The following is a 21,312-nucleotide window of genomic DNA, read 5'->3' as shown; positions in this document are numbered from 1 at the left end:
CTGAGGCTTTGGTATGAATTTGGACAAGCACTCCCGCACGATCCCCCTCCACTGCCCAACCTGTGCTGGTACGACGTTCAAAAGCGAATCACCCGAGAGTCTCAGCGTGACCTGTACTGGTTGCGAGCGTGTGATCAGCAAGGACGAGTTGTGCCGCGAGAACGAGGAAAACGTCCAGGAGCATTTTGGAGAGATCAAGAAAGAGATCTCGAAGGCAGTAGCCGACGATCTGCGTAAGCGTCTTCAGAAAGCGTTCAAGGGCAGCAAAGGGTTCAAGCTCAAATGATCAACGTCACCTTCGAATCCGGAGATATCATCGCCACCCTGGCTCTGCTTTTTTCCGTGTACGCCACCTTCAAAACCGTTCAGTTCAACAACCGTCAGCAAGAGGTCATCAAGAGCCAGGCGCAGCTGAATGAGCTGCTCCTGGAAAAAGAGGCCGCTGGTGTAGAGCTGGATAAGCAGGCCGATCTAGGGGCGACATTCCTGAAGCTGGGCAATAGCAAATACCGGCTAAAGGTCTTCAACAAAGGAAAAGCCCCTGCGCACCACGTAACAATTGACTTCCCTGAAGGCAATGAGGTCATCCTTGAGAGCGACATTGAAAGCAAATTTCCGCTTCAACTGCTCGACGTCCATCAGTCGGTTGAGCTAATTGCAGCCGTTCATATGGATACAAAGTCAAAGCACCTGGTAAAGCTTGAGTGGGGGGATGGTCGAACTGGCAGGGTGGAAAAGCAGTTATGGGCTACCCTGTGAAAAAATTGGCAACGAGCTGCTGTTATCACCAAAAAGCGCTGCATGGTGCTGCTAATCGAACTCAGCTGCGGTGGAACAGCCCCAGCCAGGTTGCTTCCATGCGATGAGCTCTTTGATCAAGAGCCCATGATGAAGGAGAGGCTGGCAGGGATGGACAAATGGCCACTTTGCTTATGCCTGCCGGTGCCTCCGCTTGCCATGCAGCTAAGGCAAAGTTTGCCCGATCGAGGGAGCCTGAGTGAGGCTTGCCGCTCAGAAGTCGGACTCTAGCATCAACGTTGGCTTGCCCTCAGGCAAGGATTCATCATCAGCCTGGTACTTGACCTCACGGATAGCGTGGTGGATGAGACTGCCACTGACATACTCGATACTAGGCCCTTCAGACATCCCAATGCCGTAGCGATCCTGCAAGCGTCCAAAGGATGATTCAGCAGCACATGCTACATGCGAAAACAGCACGATGTTGCTCCCGGCACTCTGTTGCACGGATTTGAAGATCACCCCATCGATCCGAGGCTTGCAGTGGGTTGCCAGGTATTCCGCGATGACCTGCGTGATCAGGTAGTCACGTTCAGCCCCCGGCAACACGGGTACAGTGATCTCGTTGTGCAGGTATTTCAGGAATTCCCGGCGTCCTGTCTTGGCGTGATGCTCCGGATCGAAGAAGCTCGGCGCCGGGCCAAGATCTGCCTTCTCGAACCGTCCGAAATCCAAGACTCTGACCATCCTGTTCAACCTGAATTCACCGCTAACGACTGTAGCACCCACTGGTGGGCGCAATTCAGCAATGCATGTTTCGCGCTCGAATGCACCGTAGAACGCTGGAACCCCAGCAGGATTCATCCTTCCATCCGCAGCCCTCTCTTTCGGGGGAGCACCAAGATTGCGCGCCGGATTGGCCGCAATCCCGCCAACGTCCGTGTAGGTCATACAGGTGCGAGCCCGATAGATAGGTGGAGCGTCCTCCGGAGTGAGCAAGCGCACCACAACCTCTTCATCAGAGGAGGCTGAGTACTTGTACAAATCTTTGAAAATCCAGTCTAGGAACGTTTTGGCACTGTCGTTGAAGAACCGCTGACCATGCTTCATCCCTTGCTGGAACTCAAACCACTGGTGGCCGATGTCGTCCAGTCTGTAAATCCGCTTGGAATAGTTGGTGTCCCGACTATAGCTGTCTAGGCGATCGCATACGGCCTCCACGATCGGCTCGACGTTGTCACAGTCGAAGATCGCGCTGACCCAAGTATCAAGGCTGTCACCTTCCTGACTGTCGCCCCAATCAGCGAAACGACGAAAGTATTCGCCCTCAATAACGTACGCATCAAGAATCCCCTCGACCCTTGCTACGACGCTGGATAAAGGGATGCATTTTCTAGTGGCGCTGCACAAGGTGCAGATGGTGGATGTTCCGGTACGCTTGATCTGGCGGCCCAGATAAGCATCTTGCACACATGTATAGCAGACCTGATCTTGATGAGCACTGGAAGCCATGTGATTCCTCATTTATTCCGTTCTGCACCGCCGCGGCGGAACGCCAAGTGTTCAGAGGGTCGCCATGATCGCCGAAGATGCCCTTGCAACCAACTGCTGGTGAGCGACCCCGCTTGATCTCGGTTGCAAATGCGTCCGTAGGCCTGTTGTCGTGTGTGCGAGTGGGGAATAGAGGGAGGGGGATTTCAGCGGTTTTTGGGGTGAGGGAGTAGCAGGGAATCTGAGATAGTAGGATTTCGGCAGGAGTGATAACACAGGCAAAAACGAATGCCATACGCGATACCGCAAGGGAGGCAGCATGAAGCAATATGCAGCGAATAGCGTCGACGAGCTCAGCGAACTCATGGCGAGCTTCGGTGGTGATGTATTGTTTCGTGGCCAGACCTCCCATTACGGCGAGAAAGGTGCCCCCTCCATCGGAACGTCCTTTGACAGGAAAGGGTGCATTCCCCGCGAAATGCTCAAGTGGTGCCGTTACTCGCAAGGAGTGTTGGATGCATACATCACCCAGCACCGAGAAGACTTTGGCTTTCAGCAGGCGCTTCTTCAGCATTACGGATGGCGTTCGTTTTACGTGGACTGCACTTCCAACCCCGCCGTGGCCGCGTGGTTCGCAAGTCACAAGTACACAGAAAAGACCACGCTGGAACTTAGTGAAGACGTCGACGAGCAGTCGGTAATGGTCAGAAAGCGCATGGCCCATTATGCTCCGGCGATTGGGACTGGCCATTTGTATGTCCTCAACAAACAGGCCGCGAACCAAGTGGGCTTGGTTGACCTGGCCACACTGACCGTTGAGGGTTTTAGGCCACGTACCGTAGCTCAGTCAGCCTGGCTTCCTGGCCCTTTGCAGAAGCCGATTCCGCAGAACTGCTATCTCGCACAGATCACTGTCCCAAACGACGTACTGCAAGAGTATGCCGCTGGCCGCGGCTTAATCGACACGAACGCTCTCTTCCCCTCTCCCGCTGAGGATCCGATCTTGAAATCGCTGCTGGGGTTGCCTTGGGAGGAGATCAAATCCGAAGCAGCGCTCAAAGATCTGCCCATCTTCAAACGAGCACTGGAGCTTCCGGAGTACCATCCGAGCTACGTGAAGATCGCATGTGCGCAAACGGCGTTCTATCGGGGCACCAGGATTCTGGATACGCAGAATTCGATCGATGGAGACCCTCACGGCGGAATCGTCGTCAAAATTCCGGACATCGTGCTCTATGGCTCAGCCGACCGGGCTAAGCCCCTTCGCTTCCCTGAGATCGAGAAGCTGATCAAGGAGAACGGCACGGTAGCATTCGAGGCTGACACACTTATCAAGCATCCAACCCACGATCACCTGACCCTCTACCAGAAGGGCGTTGGCATCATGCCTCGCGGGTCTGACCTGTTTGAGGTCTGTGAACTCACTGTCAGACATCCTGGACTACAACTGACCGGCGCTGGCTTCATAACGGGCTGGACATATCGCAGACAGCCAAGCGGCGTTTGGACACGGGAAGCGCAGCCCACAGATTGTGCATGCGGCAATCCCATCCCTCACGCTCAGCACATCAGCGCGCTGCATATCGCAGAAGAGTTCTTGCGAAATCCCGAAAACTTCGAGTAGGAAAGCATGTTGGAGCAGCCACGCAGATTGCCATAGAGCACGGATGCCAATGCGCTATCTTTCCCATATTCAGATGCAGGCCCAGAGGTCGAATTTGCTGAGGCTCGCTCTTATCTACGCTGAGTCGACAGAGGAGTTGGTCAACGATGTATCCACCCTTCAACATGGAAGACCTCGCAGCCGGTGCCGTCGAGGCGTTCAAGATGCTTGGCGATGCACGTGCCATAGCAGTGCTCGTCTCAGGGGAATGCAGCTTGGAATTGGTCGATACCAATTTCGGCGTGAACTACTGGCAGCTCATGATCGCACTGCCCGTCCCCCTGTACTACGCGATGACAGAAGCAGAGCGCGAAACCACATCAATGGCGATCAGCGACGTCGTGAAACCCTTCTACGCCAGGCTCACAGATGATGATCTCTCCGGCGTCACCATCGCACCTCGTGTTGGCGAGGCTCCAGACGACTGGCGAGATGAAGCATTGCGTTATGTGAAAGGCGAAGGCGTCACCAATCAGGGACGAGTTCGGAGTGACAACATCGCGTCCCGGGAGCATCAGGGGCTGCTTTTTCGATCGAAAGCTGAGGTTACGCTTTTCATTGCCCTGACACGTGCCCAGTTGGCAGTAGCACCACTTCCCGTCTTCGTCCGGATTGGCAAATTTTACAACCGCCTGGAACCTGACTTCGTTGTCGTCTACAAGGGGCTCACCTTCATCATTGAGGTCGACGGCGATACCTATCATCGTGAGTCCCCCGCCGAGGCCGACAAGCGCTTGGTTCCACTGACCTGGGAAGGCGTGGAAGTCCGCAGGATTCGCGCAGCAGATCTATCCAGCGATTCAGCCGCCGACGCTGTCGTTAAAGATCTGATCGATTTCATGTCGAAGAGAAAGGCGGCTCGGTAAGCCACTGTCCAATCATTTTCTTGGGTTTCATCCTTCTCTCCGTGCGCTCAGTGAAGCGTTTTGGCATTTGCATCTGACAGAAGGCTAGACCTTCGCCAAGCTCAATACATCTGCCTAGCTGATGCCGCGCCTGGTCGACCTCAGCATGGGGCTGGGTAGCGTGACGATTGGCATCACACGCCCCCCCCCGGCAAGGAACACGACTCGGATTTTGCGAAGGACTAGGGAGCGCTGTGTGAGCACGTTCAGCTGCACTACATGACCCACCAGCGAATGATATTGCCCGATCGTCACCTCAAACATCGCAAGGCCACCGCCTACATGAAGTAGGATCAAGGAAACTCCACATACAAGCTGCCACCGGGTAGAGGGAAATCAATGAGTTCGTACGGCGGATACATCGAGAGGTTGGCCAGGAAGGTTGAGGCACGCTTGCAGGACATCGAGGCTATCTACAATTTCGACCTAGGGGATGAGTTCGAGATAGCCATGTGCGATCTGCTGGAGTCGCTACTTCCCGCCAAATACGGTGTATGCCGGGGCTTCGTGGTGGCGAAGAATGGTGAAAAGGCTGGGGACGACCTCATCATCTACGACAAGATGTCTAGTCCCACCTTGCGCTCCAGTATGACCCGTCAATTCCCGGTCAAGGAGCAGATTCCTGTCGACGCAGTGTTCGCCTACATCGAATGCAAGCACTCGATCTCCGACACCGACGTCCTGCAAAAGGCGGTCAGCCAAGCCGAAGCAGTAAAAAAACTGGTGCTCACCCGCCGAGGCCGCTCAAACCCGGACTACCTGGCGGACGGGCCGGTCTATAACGGAAAGGTCAGAGACTGGCCTCGTACTTACCCCCCGCTCAAGAATCAGCCTTTTTGCGCAGTCTTTGCTCGCAAATACTCGTCAGACGTTTCTGTGCATGAAATTAAAGGTGAGTACGCCCCAGATCTGCTGATTCTGGGAAATGACCATATCGCAACGCCTACCGTGTACATGGGGCCAGATGGCATCCACTCGGCCTTGTTTTACGACACCAAGTTTGGCGCCCCTCTTTGCCGGGAGCTCGCTACCGGAAATGCCTACGGCCTGGGTCTAGTGATCCTTCTCCAAGCGCTTAGCTGGGTTGAACTGTTGCCGATCGACTGGACGGATACGCTGAGCGACACCTTCTGGGAAAACCTGGGCAAAAACACGTCAGGCTCTTCGTGATAAACAAGCACAGTCCACGGGGGGGCTTAAGCAGGGAGCGAAAAAGCTCACGGGTGTGGGTCTTCCCCCCTGCGCGTCGCGCCGTCCGACAGCGATTCCTCACTGGAAGACCTATGCAAGGGATCCTCCGCCTGATCAAAATGGCTGGTTCCTCAAAGGCTACTGAGCGGCTGGACGCCTTGGCCGCAAAGCCTCTTGTGTGCAAAGTCGAAGCTAGATACTCCGGCTCACGCGAAGCAGAGCGATCAGGGTGGGACAAAAACGACTAAAACGTAACCATTGCGATTGCGCCGAGGGCCATGCCTCACCTCCTCGTCGAGTTTGAGGCATCATACGAGCCAAGCTGAACGCTGATGCTTTGCCTAAGCAGAATCAGAGGCTTGACCAGCTCGTCTGATCATTTCCCTCCCGACGCCGTGAGGCTATCTGGCCATGTGGGTCTGGAATTTGATGAAAAATTTGGTTTTAAGGAAACGTGCGTGGTAGCATTGTCTTACGCATCCTAAAGGTGCGATTCGACACAAAGCCCCGTGCTTGCTACTTTTTGCACTCATGAAGTGCAAGGGGAACGCAACTTGCGAATGCTCTACTCGGTCAACATTGCCGAGTAAGCTTGGGTAGACAGGTTAGATGGGTTGGCCCGTTCCGGAGCGTCCCAGCCTTTGGCCTGCTAGCCATAAGACACGTTACAGAAGCCTCTGCTTCTTGGGTTTGCAATGTTTTAGTCCTGTATCAGGAATATCAACGGCCAGTTTATCTGGCCGTTGTCATATCTGCGATTTGATCAGCTGTTGAGTTTTCTCTCCAACACGCCAGGGCGATCAGTCGACAAGCCTGATGCCCTAGCTCATCGAAGCTAGCTCCTCACATGATCATTGGGTGATATGTTTAGGTGAGGATCGCCCTCCTGGGCCGCCTGGGGGGTATGGCATCCATAGAACATCCCCTTCAGCTTTTTCTCTCCTTTCGTACAATCGTAATGAAACAGTCGATCGTATGGAGCACCAAGACGCCAGCGACCAGCGAGCAGGCATTGTCGGTCGTGCTGACTGGCATCCCGAGCAAACCCGTGGCGATCATTGCCTGGTGGATGAAACTCGACCCCCCGGTTGTCCACGTAGCAGTTCCTGTGCCGGCCCGAGATACGCACCCCGGGATGCACCTTTACAAATGTTGCGCGATGCTGCGTCAGCGCAGACTGAATGCAAAAGCCATCGCCGATCGCTTTGTGAAGATTTTTCAGGGTCGCGACGTACGTATTGGAGTCGAAATTCTTGGGCGGAAGCAGCCAAGGCGTGGTGGCCGCTCGTGACTGTAGTTCGTCCTTTAGGACTGGTAGGGCCGCGCGTGCTGTTGCGACTTGCCGCACTAAGGTCGCGACAAGCGATTTAGCGGCTTTCACCACGGATCCTCCATCCGCACTATTCCATTTCCATTCCACAGGAATCATGAGCGTATGAGGGAAGAAGGAGTCGACAAAGAATCGCGTGCTATCAGCGTCCTTCACCAGATAGAAAATTGCCAGTGAAACTGCCTGATGCACGTCCGTGCTCGCGTATTGGCGAAATTGCTCGGCGAAATAATCAACGTTCCGCTGACGATAGGATGCACCGGCTGGCATAGCATCAATGAAAAATTTTGCCTTCCGTGCAAACTCAGCGCTCCTGGCTTCAACAGCGTCTCTCAGCTCTTTTGGAATACCAGCAAACCCGAATACGTAATCCATTACTTCCTCATCAGTTTCGCCACAATATCCAAAGGAATCGAAACACGCGCCAACTCATCCTCTGTCAGCGAGTCAACGATCTTGGAGAGAAGCGAATCTGCCACTGGAGCCTTGGAGGTTCGAACGTAAGCAATTTCGATTTGGTAGGCGTTAGCGAATCGTTCAATCATGGAGCGAAGTAATACGGGATTGGCTAGCTGCTCCGGGCTTGGCAGAAACTCACCTTCCATGAGGATCCCTTGTGCAGGGGGCGTTTGATCTTGAGCGATATCAGCGTATGACAGTGTCGGATGGGCTAGGACGTACCGCTTGTGGCCAGGCTTGATGGGGCGCAAGAAAGCAGCCTGAAGTGCCCGGTTTACATCATTGAGTGGGAATTCTGGCAGACGCCCCGTAGCCGTGAGGGCTGGATCAAGTGACGCCTTTCCTTTGGGTACTACCCCATAAACCAGATTCGAGGTGCTCGACTTCACTATATCGAGCTCATCTCCCAGATTGCCCGCAATGAACTGCAAGAGCTTAACGCCGTTGAGCTCATCGCTCATTTTGATCCCTTTTGCGTTTGCTAGATGCCCGATAGAAGCGAGCAACAACGCCTGACCGGTTTTTTCAAAGTGCGCTCTGGTCGCTTCTATGATGAAGTTTTTGAAATCCATTGAGGAGCTTTTTCCTTATGAGGCGACCGCACGACCAAGAGAGGTGTGAGGCGCAAATTATTCATGGGGCTTGTTTCGACGGCCATGATCAGATCGCCGCATAACCCTGATTCTATCCCTCAAAGCTCACATGCAGAGCTGTGCAGACCAAGCGGGGACTGCAAAGTAGCCCAATGCCATCGTCGATGTCTAGGTGAAGAAACTGGGATTTGATTCGCTCTCAGGCTATCCGTCCGTAAAAGGAACACTGTAAGCCTGTCGAAGACTCGGGGTACGCTCTGCGCGATGGTGATCGGGGGTTTCTAAAAGTCCCGCCAGACGTCAATTCCTTGCCGCCTACGTACTGAGGCGCGGCAGCAATTCGTAACAGATGATCTGTAATAAGGACGCCGTCCCGTTACCGTCGAGCGGGCAAATGAGGTCGGAAACGTATGAAAACCTGATCAGATCGGAAAAGCCATTGGCCGCTACCAACCTTCATATCAGAAGAGCTCTTATTTCCGGGGCAGGATACTAGGGTATCGCCCTGTGAACCAAAGCGCCTCACGACCTGTTCGCCTGCCCAGCGCGCCGCCCTTCCTTCTCGGTCAAGCGGACAGGGCAGGCATTTGACCGTTTTAGCTGGTAGACTGCGCGCCGTAATTACTCAGAGGATTTTTTGATGGCCACTAACCGCTCCCGTCGTCTCCGCAAAAAGCTTTGTGTAGACGAGTTTCAGGAATTGGGCTTTGAGCTGAACCTGGAATTCAAGGATGATCTGGATGATGAGGCAGTCGATGCATTCCTCGATGACTTCCTGACCGAAGCTATGGACGCCAACGGCTTGGACTATGTCGGCGGCGACGATTTCGGCCTGGTTTGCAAGGCTGAACGCGGCTCGGTTACCGAAGAGCAACGCGCCACCGTCGAAGCTTGGCTCAAAGGCCGTAGCGAAGTGACCAAGGTTGAAGTCAGCCCTCTGCTCGACGCCTGGTACCCAGAAAAGCCGATCAACGCTGCAAAGTGATCGCGCTCTGCCGCAGTGAACAACTGCAGGCTTCTTAAAACCACCTTTCGAGGTGGTTTTTTTATGCGCGCTCGAAAGCGCAAGGCCGGTTCTTGACGTTAAGCCTAGGGGATTTTGAGGAGAACGTGAAGAGCGCGAGTCGGAGATTGCTTGGGGCTCCCGCCGGGGGGACGCCCCGTCAGCCAGTCTGGAATCGAGCTGAGGCGAGAGGGGATTTTTGACAACCAACCAGCTATTTTTTGCTAATTAGCAAAACCTGGAATTCATCCACGCACAGCTTCTTGCGCAGACGACGGGAACGGTTGGTAGCCATGAAACAATCCTCTTGAGTAATTACGCGCGGCACTTTACCAGTTTCCGCGCCGCAACGGCGCTTTTCCGTCGAACGTGGCGCATGAACGCTGCGCTTGGGGCATAATGCGCACTATATTTCGTCGTGGGGCCATCATTTCTTACAGCCCCAAAATTTTCCCCCTCGCCCGCAGGGTACTGAATTCAGATGATCAAAGCGCTCCGTCCCTTCGTTCTCGCCGGCCTGCTGTTGCCGATCGCACTGCCCAGCCAAGCCGCCGCCGTCAATACCAACCTGCCGCCAAAGGTGCAGCAAGCACTCAAGGCCAACAAACTGCAAGACAGCGCACTGTCGTTGGTGATGCTGCCGCTCAATGGCCCCGGCACCGCTACGGTGTTCAACGCCGATGTGTCGGTCAACCCGGCATCGACCATGAAACTGGTCACCACCTATGCGGCCCTCGAACTGCTTGGCCCGACCTTCCAGTGGAAAACCGAGTTCTACACCGACGGTACCCTGAGCAATGGCGTGCTCAACGGCAACCTGTACCTCAAGGGCGGCGGTGACCCGAAGCTGAACATGGAAAAGCTCTGGCTGCTGATGCGTGACCTGCGCGCCAACGGCGTGCGGACCATCACCGGCGATCTGGTACTGGACCGCAGCCACTTCGTGCAGCCCAACCTGCCGCAGTTCAACGACGATGGCGGTGACGTCAACAAGCCGTTCCTGGTCAAGCCCGATTCCTTGCTGGTCAATCTCAAGGCCCTGCGTTTCGTTGCCCGCAACGATGGCGGCAAGGTGACCGTCGCAGTCGAGCCACCGATCGCCAGCATCCGCATCGACAATCAGGTCAAGGCCGTGGCCTCCAAGCAGTGCAAAGGCGACGTGCGCTACAACCCGGTGCCCCAGCCGGACGGCATCAGCGTGGTGGTCAGCGGCCAGCTGGGCGACGGCTGCAACTCGCAGACTTACTTGGCGTTGCTCGACCACCCGACTTACGCGGCCGGCGCCGTGCGCGCGATCTGGAACGAACTGGGCGGCAGCATCCAGGGTCGTGACCGCATCGAAAACGTGCCCAAAGGGGCTCGACTGCTGGCCCGCGCCTTCTCCCCCGACCTGGTGGAAGTGATCCGCGACATCAACAAGTACAGCAACAACACCATGGCGCAACAGCTGTTCCTGAGCCTTGGCGCACAGTTCCGCACCGATGCCGATGGCGACGATGCCCGTGCGGCCCAGCGCGTGGTACGTCAGTGGCTGGCGAAAAAAGGCATTACCGCGCCGCACCTGGTAATGGAAAACGGCTCTGGCCTGTCGCGAGCCGAACGGGTCAGCACCCGCGAGATGGCAGCGCTGCTGCAGGCCGCGTGGAACAGCCCTTACGCTGCGGAATTCATCAGTTCCATGCCGCTGGTGGGCATGGACGGCACCATGCGCAAGCGCCTCAAGCGCACGGCCATGACCGGCGAAGGGCACATCAAGACCGGCACCCTGAACACCGTACGCGCCATCGCAGGCTTCAGCCGTGACAGTAACGGCAATACCTGGGCAGTGTCGGCCATTCTCAACGATCCAAAACCCTGGGGTGCTTCGCAGGTGCTGGACCAGGTGTTGCTGGACCTCTATCGCCAGCCAAAGCTGAACAACAGCTCTACTGCTGCGACTCAGTAACACTTAGTTAGCTGTACCGGCCTCTTCGCGGGGCAAGCCCGCTCCCACAGTATGGACTGCCCCCATTCCTGTGGGAGCGGGCTTGCCCCGCGAAGAGGCCGGTACTGCCATCCCAAAAAGATCAGCTCAACTCGCCCTCAACGCGGTCCCGTCCGGCCTGCTTGGCCGCATACACCCCGGCATCCGCGCGCAGCAGCAAGGCATCGGCGCCCTCCCCCGGCCGCCACCCCGCCACACCAAAACTCGCGGTTACCTTGCCCACGCCCTCGACCGGCACAGTGCGCACGCCCTGCCACAACTCCATGGCCAACAGTCGTGCCTGTTCGGCATTGCTGCCAGGGCACAGCACCATGAACTCTTCCCCACCCAGGCGACAGAACACATCGGTGCGCCGCAAGCGCTGGCCAATGCGCTGGCAAAGGCTGCGCAGCACATGGTCACCCACCGCGTGGCCGTATTGGTCGTTGATCCGTTTGAAGTGGTCGATATCGAGCATGATCACCGCGAGGTCCTGATCGTCACGCTGGGCGCGGTCCAGTTCGACCTTCAGACGCTCCTGGAAGTAGCGACGGTTGTGGATACCGGTGAGTGCATCGGTCACCGACAGCGTGCGCAAGTCTTCTTCGACGCCCTTGAGGTCGGAAATGTCGGTGAGGTAGCCGTGCCATAGCGTGCAGCCGTCTTCGCCGACCTCCGGCGTCGCCTCCCCACGCACCCAGCGCAAGCCTGCCTGGGGCAGGCACACGCGGTACTCTTCGCGCCAGGGTGACAGGTGTTCGGCCGAAGACCGCACGGAGCGTCGCACGCGTTCAAGGTCATCGGGGTGGATCCGCTCGAACACCGCCGAGGCATCCTCGCGCAGCAACTGCAAGTCGACCTCGTAGATATCGAACAGGCCTTGGCTGGCATACGGGAAACTCGAGTGGCCATCAGGGTCCAGGCGATACTGATAAATGCCGCCCGGCACCTCGGCACTGAGCTTCTCCAGCAGCCTGTCGCGCATCGCCAGCGCCTCGTGCACCCGCTGTCGCTCGGTGACATCGATGCAGATCGCCAGGTAGCCGACCCACAACCCCTGCTCGTCGAGCACCGCAGTCACCAGCATGTTGGCCAGCAGCTGGCTGCCATCCTTGCGCACCAGGGTCCACTCGCCAGGCTCGGCGCCGCCTTCTTGCACGGTTTCGGCAAACATCGCCTGGCCCCCGGCAATGTGCCGACCGTAGCGCAGGCTCAAGGCATGGGCCCGCAGACTGAGCTCATCGGGCAAGACCAGATCCTCAAGCCGCAGATGCCCGATCGCCTCGCCAGCCGAATAGCCCAGCAGGCGTTCGGCACCGGCATTGAATGTGCTGACTACCCCCTTGAGGCTGGTGGCGATGATGGCGACCTGGGTGGCGGCATCGAGCACACTGCGCAGCTGGTTATGGGTTTCACGCAACGACTGCTCGCTCACCCGCAGTTCGGCGGTGCGCTGCTCGACCAGGGTCAACGCCCTCTGCCGCTGGCTGAACAGGTTATACAACAAGGCGCTGAGCAGCAGGCTCAACAGCCCGCCGAGCAAGCCAACCGCCAGTGCCGCAGAAGACCGGTTGGCCTGCATGAACACTTGGCTCGGGCGAATATCCAGCTGAAAGTGATGGTCGGCCAGATGCAGCAACTGCGTGCTGAGCAGGGCCAAGGGGGCAGCCGGGTTCTGCGAGTCGAACAGTACTTCCTGACCATCGAGCCCGCTGGGGTCGATGATACGCACCACCAGGTTGTCCTCGGCAGTGGCCGGTAAACCGTCGGTGATCAGCTGACGCAGATTGAGCAACGCCATCACATAGCCTGCCGGCGGGCCATTGGCCTGGGCATCGGAAAACACCGGCGCCACCATCAGCAGCCCGCGTGCGTACTCCGGCACCACATTGATCATGTCCAGCGGCGCGGATACCGCCATGCTGCCCGGCAGCAAGGCACGCAACAAGGTCTGCTCACGGGTTTCCTGGCCGCGCAGGTCCAGCCCGTAGGGTTGTTCCTGCTGATGGGTGGCCTGGGTGTAGAGCACCGGGAAGTAGTGATCGCGGTGCGGCGCCGGTTGCCAGTGGCCTTGGTTGTCCATATCGCGGATTGCATAGGCCCGCTTCAGCGCAGCACCGGCCTGACGCTCGAAGTCGCGCCGCTGCACATCGTCGACCCGCGGCGCCCAGGAGTACGCCTGGGTTCGGCGCAACAAGGGCCGCGCGTAGCCGTCGAATTCGCGTGGGGTAATTTCGTTGGAGAAACTGAAGAAGCGCCGCAAACCGTCGAGACGTTGCTCCTGATCGTCGAAGCGCTCGGCGATACGGCTATGGCGCTCGCTGGCCAGCAGCTCGAAGCGCTGGCGCAACTGCTGCTTGTAGAACGCCTGAGTGGCCAACGCCAAGGCAACCGACAGCAAGCCGCCGGCTACCAGGACCACCAACGCCAACACCCAGGCAGCCATCGCTTCGCTGCACCGACCCAGCACCTTCGCACGCACCTTCGACATAGATAGATCTCATCCCGTCAGCGTCCTGCGAACATTCTGGCCCTGTGCTGAGTTATAGCTATTGGCCACTAGCGATGCAACGCTACTCGTCTCAAATTAGCGCAACTGCAAGCGCCAGGCGCGATGGATACGGTTGTTACGCGCGAAATCCGGATCCAGGGTCTGCGCGCTGATTTCCTCCACCGCATACCGCGCCGCCAGGTGCTCATCGAGCTGGAACTTACGGAAGTTGTTGGAGAAGTACAGCACGCCGCCCGGGGCCAGGCGCGCCATGGCCAGGTCGAGCAACTGCACGTGGTCACGCTGCACGTCGAACACCCCTTCCATGCGCTTGGAGTTGGAGAAGGTCGGTGGGTCGATGAAGATCAGGTCATAGCTGTCGCGGTTGGCTTCCAGCCAGGCCATGACATCGCCTTGCTCCAGGCGGTTGCGCTCGGAGAAGCCGTTCAGCGACAGGTTGCGGCGCGCCCAGTCCAGGTAAGTCTTGGACAGATCGACGCTGGTCGTGCTGCGGGCACCGCCCTTGGCCGCATGGACACTGGCCGTGGCGGTATAGCAGAACAGGTTGAGGAAGCGCTTGCCGGCCGCTTCGCGCTGAATGCGCATGCGCATGGGGCGGTGGTCGAGGAACAGGCCGGTGTCCAGGTAGTCGGTAAGGTTGACCAGCAGCTTGACGCCGCCTTCACTGACCTCCTGGAAACGCCCTTCGGTAGCCTGGCGCTCATACTGGCGGGTACCGCTCTGCCGCTCGCGGCGCTTGAGCACCACGCGCTGCGGGTCAATGCCCAGGGCCTGCGGAATCGCCGACAAAGCGTCGAGCAGGCGCGCTTGAGCCTTTTCCGGGTCGATCGAGCGCGGCGCGGCGTATTCCTGCACGTGCACCCAATCCTCATAGAGGTCGACCGCCAGGGCATACTCGGGCATGTCGGCATCGTACAGGCGGTAGCAGCTCACCTGCTCCTTGCGCGCCCACTTACCCAGTTGCTTGAGGTTTTTCTGCAGGCGGTTGGCGAACATCTGTGCGCCTTCGGAAAGGCGGGCCGGTTCGCTGGCCACCGGTACCTGGCGAGGCGAATCGGTATTTTCCGATTGAGCCTCGCGGCGTTCGCCAGTGACGAACTGGTCAGGCTGCACCTTGAACAGCAGCAGCTTGCACGGCAGCGCGCCGTTCCAGAACGCGTACTGTTTGTGGCTGCGAATGCCCATCTTCTTGCCAAGCTCCGGCGCGCCGGTGAACACGGCCGCCTCCCAGCCCATGCACGCCTGGCGCAAGCGTTCGCCAAGGTTCTGGTAGAGGTACAGCAAGCTGGCTTCGTCACCCAGGCGCTCGCCATACGGCGGGTTGCTGATGACCAGGCCTTTCTGGTTCTGATCCGGACGCGGCTCGAAACTGGCGACCTCGCCCTGATAGATCTTGATCCAGTCGCCCAGGCCTGCCCGCTCGACGTTGTTGCGCCCCGGCTGAATCAGCCGCGGATCGGCCTCGTAGCCACGAATCCACAGCGGTGGCTTGGCCAGGCCAGCCTGAGCGCGGGCCTGGGCCTCTTCATGGACTTTGCGCCAGGTGGCCGGCACATGGCCCAGCCAGGCGCTGAAGCCCCAGCGCTCACGCTTGAGGTTCGGCGCCATGTCGGCGGCGATCATCGCGGCTTCGACCAGGAAAGTACCGACGCCGCACATCGGGTCGGCCAGGGCGCCGCCCTCGGCGGCGATGCGTGGCCAGCCAGCGCGAATCAGTACCGCAGCTGCCAGGTTTTCCTTGAGCGGCGCGGCGCCTTGCTGCAGGCGGTAGCCGCGCTGGTGCAGGCTGTGGCCGGAGAGGTCGAGCGAGAGGATCGCCTCGCCACGGTCCAGGCGCAGGTGCACACGCACGTCCGGGTCGATCTTCTCCACCGACGGGCGCAGGCCTTCGCGGTTGCGCAGCTTGTCGACGATCGCGTCCTTGACCTTCAATGCACCGAAATGGGTGTTGTCGATGCCCGAGCCATGGCCACTGAACTCCACGGCCAAGGTGCCGTCGGCTGCCAGGTGATCGGCCCAGTCGACAGCGTTGACGCCGTCGTACAGGTCGTCGGCGTTCTTCATGTTGAAGCGCTTGAGCACCAGCAGCACGCGGTTGGCCAGGCGCGACCAGAGGCACAGGCGGTAGGCGGTTTCCATGTCGGCTTCGCCGCGAATGGCCGAGGTGTGCTCACGCACTTGGTCAAGGCCAAGGCCCTTGGCCTCTTCGGCAAGCAGGCCTTCCAGGCCTTTGGGGCAGGTGAGATAGAGTTCGAAACGGTCCGACATGAGTATTCCAGAGCCTTGGGCTGTTTGAGTGACGAGGCGACGCATCGCCCCGCCGATGTTTGCCCGAACGCCCTTCCAGCAAGCGTCCGAGTGGCCTCCCCCGCACGGATAAGTGCGGTGGGCGGGCCGGGCCGCCTGATCGATCTGCTCTCGCCGGTGGCAGAAACAGCTTAGATCATCAGGCAGTACCAATAATTTCTGCCGACTTCGGGATCCATGTGACCCTTCGTCGCATTACCAATTATTTCTGTCACCCCGCCGCAACGCTGGCGAAATGACGTCAATGTTCAGCAAACCCCGATCACAGCGGGCCAAACGCTAAACAAGGTTGAGTCGCATTTATTTACTTATCCCCTCACCCACGGAAAGGTTACCTGCTTATGACAAATCGATCATTCACACCGTGACTCGCATTCGTTAGAACTGGTCTCAGGCCGCTTCGCAATGAGGCGGCACTTTCAGCCCGCCACGCCGGCAGCGGGCGCACACCGGCAGAACGACTCTGCCCGGCCTCGGAGAGGCCGACGGGACATTACAGTCAACAAGTGAGGGCAACACCCTATGAGAAGACTTAAGCGTGATCCGTTGGAAAGAGCATATTCACGTGGCTACCAATACGGGGTCACCGGCAAATCCCGCGAACTTTGCCCCTTCAATCTTCCTTCTGTTCGCCAAGCCTGGATCAACGGCTGGCGCGAAGGTCGCGGTGATAACTGGGACGGAATGACTGGCACCGCTGGCATCCATAGACTCAACGAAAATCACGCCGTTGGCTGATCGAGGACACTGAATTCGATTTACCATGCACGCCCCATCCGGGCGGCGGGCGAAGGCCCAGGGGCCCCTTGATGGGGCCCTTTTTTATGGCTGCCTTTATACCCGAGGCATGGCTGCAATGGCATCCACCGCTTCACGAATAAGCGCTGGCCCTTTGTAGATGAAACCCGAGTAGATCTGCACCAGGCTCGCCCCGGCGGCGATCTTCTCGGCGGCATGCCGGCCTTCGGTAATACCACCCGCCGCGATGATCGGCATTCTGCCACCCAGCTCGCCCGAGAGCACCTTGACGATATGCGTGCTTTTCTGCAGCACAGGTGCACCCGACAAGCCGCCCGCCTCCCCCCCATGCGGAAGGTTTTCGACGCCTTCACGGCCCATGGTGGTGTTGGTGGCAATCACCGCATCCATGCCCGATTCCATCAGCGTTGCTGCTACCAGCGCGGTTTCTTCATCGCTCATGTCCGGCGCGATCTTGATCGCCAACGGCACACGCTTGCCATGTTCGCCGGCAAGCTGTTCGCGGCGCTCGGCCAGGGCATCGAGCAGTTGCTTGAGCGAGTCGCCAAACTGCAGGCTGCGCAGGCCCGGAGTATTGGGCGAGCTGATGTTGACGGTGATGTAGCTGGCCTCGGTGTAGACCTTGTTCAGGCAGATCAGGTAATCGTCGACCGCGCGCTCGACCGGGGTGTCGAAGTTCTTGCCGATATTGATACCCAGCACACCGTCATAGCGCGAAGCCCGCACGCGTTCCAGCAGGTGATCGACGCCCAGGTTGTTGAAACCCATGCGGTTGATGATCGCCGTCGCTTCCGGCAGGCGGAACAACCGTGGCTTCGGGTTGCCCGGCTGAGGGCGCGGGGTCACGGTTCCGATTTCGACGAAGCCGAAACCCAGCTGGGCAAAGCCGTCGATGGCCGCACCATTCTTGTCCAGGCCGGCGGCCAGTCCCACCGGGTTGGCGAAGTTCAAACCCATCACGTTCACCGGCAGCGCCGCCGGCTGCTTGCACAGCATGCCGTTGAGCCCAAGACGGCCACCGGCACCGATCAGGTCCAGGGACAGGTCGTGGGAAGTTTCCGGAGAAAGCTTGAACAGCAGCTGGCGGGCCAGGGTATACATGGGCGGGCAAGGCTCAGGGGCAAATGAGGCTGCGATTATAGCCAGCGCGCGCCCAGCATGACAGCGCCTTGGCACATGCGTTGCTACATCGCCTGTACGACTGCCTAATCCGTACAGGCGAGGATCTACGTGAATACATCTGCTCTGGCTTGGGTCAACGGCAGCGACGCGCCGGAAAAACCCAGCCTCTATATCGGCTTCATGGCCCTCACCGATTGCGCCTCGGTGGTGGTAGCCGCCACCCAGGGCTTCGCCCAGCAGCACGGCCTGACCCTCAACCTCAAGCGCCAGGGCTCATGGGCCAGCCTGCGTGACAAGCTGGCCAGCGGCGAACTGGATGCCGCGCACTGCCTGTACGGCCTGGTTTACGCCGTGCACCTGGGCATTGGCGGCGTGCCGGCCAGCGACATGGCGGTGCTCATGGGGCTGAACCAGAATGCCCAGGCCATCAACCTGTCCCCTGCCCTGCAGCGCAAGGGCGTGACCAGCCCTGAAGCACTTGCGCGTCTGGTGCACCAGAGCGGTGCGCGACTGACCTTCGCCCAGACCTTCCCCACCGGCACCCACGCCATGTGGCTTTATTACTGGCTGGCCAGCCAGGGCATCCACCCGCTGCACGACGTCAACAGTGTGGTGGTGCCACCCGCGCAGATGGCGGCGCACGTTCAGGCTGGCCGCATCGATGGCTTCTGCGTCGGTGAACCCTGGGCCGCCGCTGCCGTCGCCCAGGGCCAGGGCTTCACCTTGGCTACCAGCCAGTCGATCTGGCCCGATCACCCGGAAAAGGTCCTGGCCTGCGCGCGCAGCTTCGCCGAACAGTACCCCAACAGTGCACGCGCACTGATCAAGTCGATCCTCGCTGCCAGCCGTTTCATCGAGCAAAGCCAGGAAAACCGCCGCAGCGCTGCGCAACTGCTCAGCGGCAGTGCCTACCTGGATACGCCACTGGAGACTGTCGAACCGCGCCTGCTCGGCGACTATCAGGACGGCCTCGGCAACCACTGGCAGGACTCACATACCCTGCGCCTGTTCGACCAGGGCCGGGCCAACCTGCCCTACCTCTCCGACGGCATGTGGTTCATGACCCAGTTCCGCCGATGGGGCCTGCTGCGCGACGACCCCGACTACCTCGGCGTAGCCCGTCAGGTGCAGCAACTGAGGCTGTATCACGAGGCCGCCGACACCCTCGGCGTGCCCTGCCCCGCCTCGGTCATGCGCAGCAGCCTGCTGATCGACGGCATCCGCTGGGACGGCAGCGACCCGCACGGCTATGCCCGCAGCTTCCGCCTGCATGCCTTGGGCGATACGCCCAATGCCCGTACCGGTTTGTGAGGGGGCTCACCATGCTGCGCATCCTGCTCATCGACGACACCCAGAACAAGCTCGGCCGCCTCAAGGCAGCGTTGCGCGAAGCCGGCTTCGAGGTGATCGAAGCGCCAGACCTGACCATCGACCTGCCCGCCTGCGTCGAAACGGTGCGACCGGATGTGGTGTTGATCGATACCGACTCGCCCGACCGCGATGTCATGGAACAAGTGGTGATGGTCAGCCGCGACCAGCCAAGGCCGATCGTGCTGTTCACCGACGAACATGACCCTGGGGTGATGCGCCAGGCGATCCAGGCAGGCGTCAGCGCATACATCGTCGAAGGTATCCACGCCGCCCGGTTGCAACCGATCCTCGATGTTGCCATGGCCCGGTTCGAGAGCGACCAGGCCCTTAAAGCCCAGTTGCTGGCGCGCGATCTGCAGTTGGCAGAGCGCAAGCGCATCGAGCAGGCCAAAGGCTTGCTCATGAAGATGAAGGATTGCAACGAAGAGCAGGCCTATACCCTGATGCGTCGGCAGGCCATGAGCCGGCAGCAGAAGCTGATCCAGGTGGCCGAGCAGATCATCGCCATGCACGAAATGCTGGGTTAGCGCCGCCAGCAGTGTTGGCCCACCTTTTGCTCGGTAAACCACACCGGTAGCCAACGGCGGTTGCCCACAAACCCCGACAAAGACGTCGCTCTCCTTTCCACGCCAGTGGACCGGGTAGCGGCGTCTTTTCGTTTCCGTTGCATTGCCGAGTGAGGTGTTCGATGACTACCAGCTTCTGGAAATCCGGGCATGTGCCCACGCTGTTCGCCGCGTTCCTGTACTTCGACCTGAGCTTCATGGTCTGGTACCTGCTTGGCCCGATGGCGGTGCAGATCGCCACCGACCTGCAACTGACCACACAGCAGCGCGGCCTGATGGTCGCCACGCCGATTCTGGCGGGCGCGGTGCTGCGCTTCGTCATGGGCCTGCTGGTCGACCGCCTGTCACCGAAGACCGCCGGCTTGATCGGCCAGGTGATCGTCATCGTCGCCCTGGCGAGCGCCTGGTACATGGGCGTGCACACCTACGAACAGGCCCTGCTGCTTGGCGTCTTTCTCGGCGTAGCGGGCGCCTCGTTTGCCGTGTCGCTGCCCCTCGCCTCGCAATGGTACCCGCCGCAGCATCAGGGCAAGGCCATGGGCATCGCCGGTGCGGGCAACTCCGGCACCGTTTTCGCCGCGTTGCTGGCACCGGTGCTGGCCGCAGGTTTCGGCTGGAACAACGTGTTCGGCTTCGCCGTGATCCCGCTGGTAATGACCTTGGTCCTGTTCACCTTGCTCGCGCGCAACGCACCACAACGACCCAAACCCAAGGCCATGGCCGATTACCTCAAAGCCCTGGGCGACCGCGACAGTTGGTGGTTCATGTTTTTCTACAGCGTCACCTTCGGCGGCTTCATCGGCCTGGCCAGCGCGCTGCCCGGCTACTTCAGCGACCAGTATGGCCTGAGCCCGATTACCGCAGGCTACTACACCGCCGCCTGCGTCTTCGCCGGCAGCCTGATGCGCCCGCTGGGCGGCGCCCTGGCCGACCGCTTCGGCGGCATCCGTACGTTGCTGGGCATGTACAGCGTGGCCGCCATCTGCATTGCCGCCGTTGGCTTCAACCTGCCCAGCGCCGCTGCGGCCCTGGCCTTGTTCGTCAGCGCCATGCTCGGCCTTGGTGCCGGCAATGGCGCGGTGTTTCAACTGGTGCCACAACGCTTCCGCCAGGAGATCGGCGTGATGACCGGCCTGATCGGCATGGCCGGCGGCATCGGCGGCTTCCTGCTGGCAGCGGGGCTTGGCACCATCAAGCAGCATACCGGCGACTATCAGCTGGGCCTGTGGTTGTTCGCCAGCCTCGGCCTGCTGGCCTGGTTCGGCCTGCATGGCGTCAAGCAACGCTGGCGCACCACCTGGGGCTCGGCTGCAGTGACTGCAGCGCGGGTCTGAGGCCT

Annotated in this window: 17 protein-coding genes and 1 pseudogene; 11 read left to right on the top strand and 7 right to left on the bottom strand. The window is 59.4% G+C overall.

What is annotated here, in order from left to right; translation table 11 throughout:
- Positions 1-106: 106 nt before the first annotated feature.
- Together ACIPZF_RS12075 and ACIPZF_RS12070 are read left to right on the top strand one after the other, a co-directional pair.
- A complete protein-coding gene (locus ACIPZF_RS12075) occupies positions 107-286 on the top strand; it encodes a hypothetical protein (RefSeq protein WP_400799232.1) in 180 nt (59 codons plus the stop codon).
- Positions 283-759 carry a hypothetical protein gene (locus ACIPZF_RS12070; RefSeq protein WP_400799230.1) on the top strand — a complete coding sequence of 159 codons (477 nt, stop codon included), beginning with the start codon at positions 283-285 and terminating at the stop codon, positions 757-759. Before ACIPZF_RS12075 ends, ACIPZF_RS12070 begins: the two co-directional genes overlap by 4 nt.
- A 252-nt stretch (positions 760-1,011) precedes the next feature.
- Here the strand turns inward: ACIPZF_RS12070 and ACIPZF_RS12065 are convergent, their stop codons facing one another.
- Positions 1,012-2,262 carry an RES family NAD+ phosphorylase gene (locus tag ACIPZF_RS12065; RefSeq protein ID WP_400799227.1) on the bottom strand — a complete coding sequence of 417 codons (1,251 nt, stop codon included), beginning with the start codon at positions 2,260-2,262 and terminating at the stop codon, positions 1,012-1,014.
- 286 nt (positions 2,263-2,548) lie between these two features.
- Here ACIPZF_RS12065 and ACIPZF_RS12060 point away from each other — a divergent pair, with 286 nt between their 5' ends.
- The 3 genes from ACIPZF_RS12060 to ACIPZF_RS12050 all read left to right on the top strand — a co-directional run bounded on the left by ACIPZF_RS12060 (position 2,549) and on the right by ACIPZF_RS12050 (position 5,967).
- On the top strand, positions 2,549-3,853 hold the full coding sequence (locus ACIPZF_RS12060; protein ID WP_400799224.1) for an FRG domain-containing protein: 1,305 nt from the start codon (positions 2,549-2,551) through the stop codon (positions 3,851-3,853).
- A 146-nt stretch (positions 3,854-3,999) separates the two neighbouring features.
- The gene (locus ACIPZF_RS12055) at positions 4,000-4,758 is read left to right on the top strand and encodes a hypothetical protein (RefSeq protein ID WP_400799221.1); all 759 of its coding nucleotides are present in this window, start codon (positions 4,000-4,002) and stop codon (positions 4,756-4,758) included.
- A gap of 378 nt (positions 4,759-5,136) precedes the next feature.
- Complete coding sequence (locus ACIPZF_RS12050; protein ID WP_400799218.1) at positions 5,137-5,967, top strand: DUF6602 domain-containing protein; 831 nt, start codon at positions 5,137-5,139, stop codon at positions 5,965-5,967.
- Positions 5,968-6,823: 856 nt separating this feature from the next.
- On the opposite strand, the gene ACIPZF_RS12045 is transcribed toward ACIPZF_RS12050, so the two are convergent.
- Together ACIPZF_RS12045 and ACIPZF_RS12040 are read right to left on the bottom strand one after the other, a co-directional pair.
- Positions 6,824-7,693, bottom strand: a complete 870-nt coding sequence (locus ACIPZF_RS12045; RefSeq protein ID WP_400799215.1) for a hypothetical protein — start codon at positions 7,691-7,693, stop codon at positions 6,824-6,826.
- Complete coding sequence (locus ACIPZF_RS12040; RefSeq protein ID WP_400799213.1) at positions 7,693-8,349, bottom strand: hypothetical protein; 657 nt, start codon at positions 8,347-8,349, stop codon at positions 7,693-7,695. Before ACIPZF_RS12040 ends, ACIPZF_RS12045 begins: the two co-directional genes overlap by 1 nt.
- 661 nt (positions 8,350-9,010) lie before the next feature.
- Between ACIPZF_RS12040 and ACIPZF_RS12035 the strand changes: the two genes are divergently transcribed.
- Entirely contained in the window at positions 9,011-9,355 is a 345-nt protein-coding gene (locus ACIPZF_RS12035; RefSeq protein ID WP_400799210.1) for a YggL family protein, read from the top strand.
- 250 nt (positions 9,356-9,605) lie between these two features.
- Here ACIPZF_RS12035 and ACIPZF_RS12030 read toward each other — a convergent pair.
- Positions 9,606-9,668 (bottom strand): annotated as a pseudogene (locus tag ACIPZF_RS12030) (hypothetical protein); the annotation flags it as partial.
- Positions 9,669-9,854: 186 nt separating this feature from the next.
- On the opposite strand from ACIPZF_RS12030, the gene dacB reads away from it, so the two are divergent.
- Positions 9,855-11,318 (top strand): D-alanyl-D-alanine carboxypeptidase/D-alanyl-D-alanine-endopeptidase, encoded by a 1,464-nt coding sequence (dacB, locus tag ACIPZF_RS12025; protein WP_400799208.1) that lies wholly within the window; start codon positions 9,855-9,857, stop codon positions 11,316-11,318.
- A 121-nt stretch (positions 11,319-11,439) separates the two neighbouring features.
- Here dacB and ACIPZF_RS12020 read toward each other — a convergent pair whose 3' ends face one another.
- Both ACIPZF_RS12020 and rlmKL read right to left on the bottom strand, forming a co-directional pair.
- Positions 11,440-13,827, bottom strand: a complete 2,388-nt coding sequence (locus ACIPZF_RS12020) for a diguanylate cyclase (protein WP_400799205.1) — start codon at positions 13,825-13,827, stop codon at positions 11,440-11,442.
- A gap of 96 nt (positions 13,828-13,923) precedes the next feature.
- On the bottom strand, positions 13,924-16,116 hold the full coding sequence (gene rlmKL / locus ACIPZF_RS12015; RefSeq protein ID WP_400799202.1) for a bifunctional 23S rRNA (guanine(2069)-N(7))-methyltransferase RlmK/23S rRNA (guanine(2445)-N(2))-methyltransferase RlmL: 2,193 nt from the start codon (positions 16,114-16,116) through the stop codon (positions 13,924-13,926).
- Positions 16,117-16,677: 561 nt separating this feature from the next.
- Between rlmKL and rmf the strand changes: the two genes are divergently transcribed.
- On the top strand, positions 16,678-16,893 hold the full coding sequence (gene rmf, locus ACIPZF_RS12010) for a ribosome modulation factor (protein ID WP_003248687.1): 216 nt from the start codon (positions 16,678-16,680) through the stop codon (positions 16,891-16,893).
- Between the two features lie 96 nt (positions 16,894-16,989).
- Here the strand turns inward: rmf and ACIPZF_RS12005 are convergent, their stop codons facing one another.
- The gene (locus ACIPZF_RS12005) at positions 16,990-18,015 is read right to left on the bottom strand and encodes a quinone-dependent dihydroorotate dehydrogenase (protein WP_400799199.1); all 1,026 of its coding nucleotides are present in this window, start codon (positions 18,013-18,015) and stop codon (positions 16,990-16,992) included.
- Positions 18,016-18,144: 129 nt separating this feature from the next.
- On the opposite strand from ACIPZF_RS12005, the gene ACIPZF_RS12000 reads away from it, so the two are divergent.
- The 3 genes from ACIPZF_RS12000 to ACIPZF_RS11990 all read left to right on the top strand — a co-directional run bounded on the left by ACIPZF_RS12000 (position 18,145) and on the right by ACIPZF_RS11990 (position 21,307).
- Entirely contained in the window at positions 18,145-19,347 is a 1,203-nt protein-coding gene (locus ACIPZF_RS12000) for a CmpA/NrtA family ABC transporter substrate-binding protein (protein WP_400799197.1), read from the top strand.
- 11 nt (positions 19,348-19,358) lie between these two features.
- Positions 19,359-19,934, top strand: a complete 576-nt coding sequence (locus ACIPZF_RS11995; protein WP_400799195.1) for an ANTAR domain-containing response regulator — start codon at positions 19,359-19,361, stop codon at positions 19,932-19,934.
- Between the two features lie 161 nt (positions 19,935-20,095).
- A complete protein-coding gene (locus ACIPZF_RS11990; RefSeq protein ID WP_400799192.1) occupies positions 20,096-21,307 on the top strand; it encodes a nitrate/nitrite transporter in 1,212 nt (403 codons plus the stop codon).
- Positions 21,308-21,312: the final 5 nt, after the last annotated feature.

The organism is Pseudomonas sp. NPDC089752 (assembly GCF_044748725.1).
Lineage (GTDB): Bacteria > Pseudomonadota > Gammaproteobacteria > Pseudomonadales > Pseudomonadaceae > Aquipseudomonas.
This window is presented reverse-complemented; position numbering and strand designations above follow the sequence as displayed.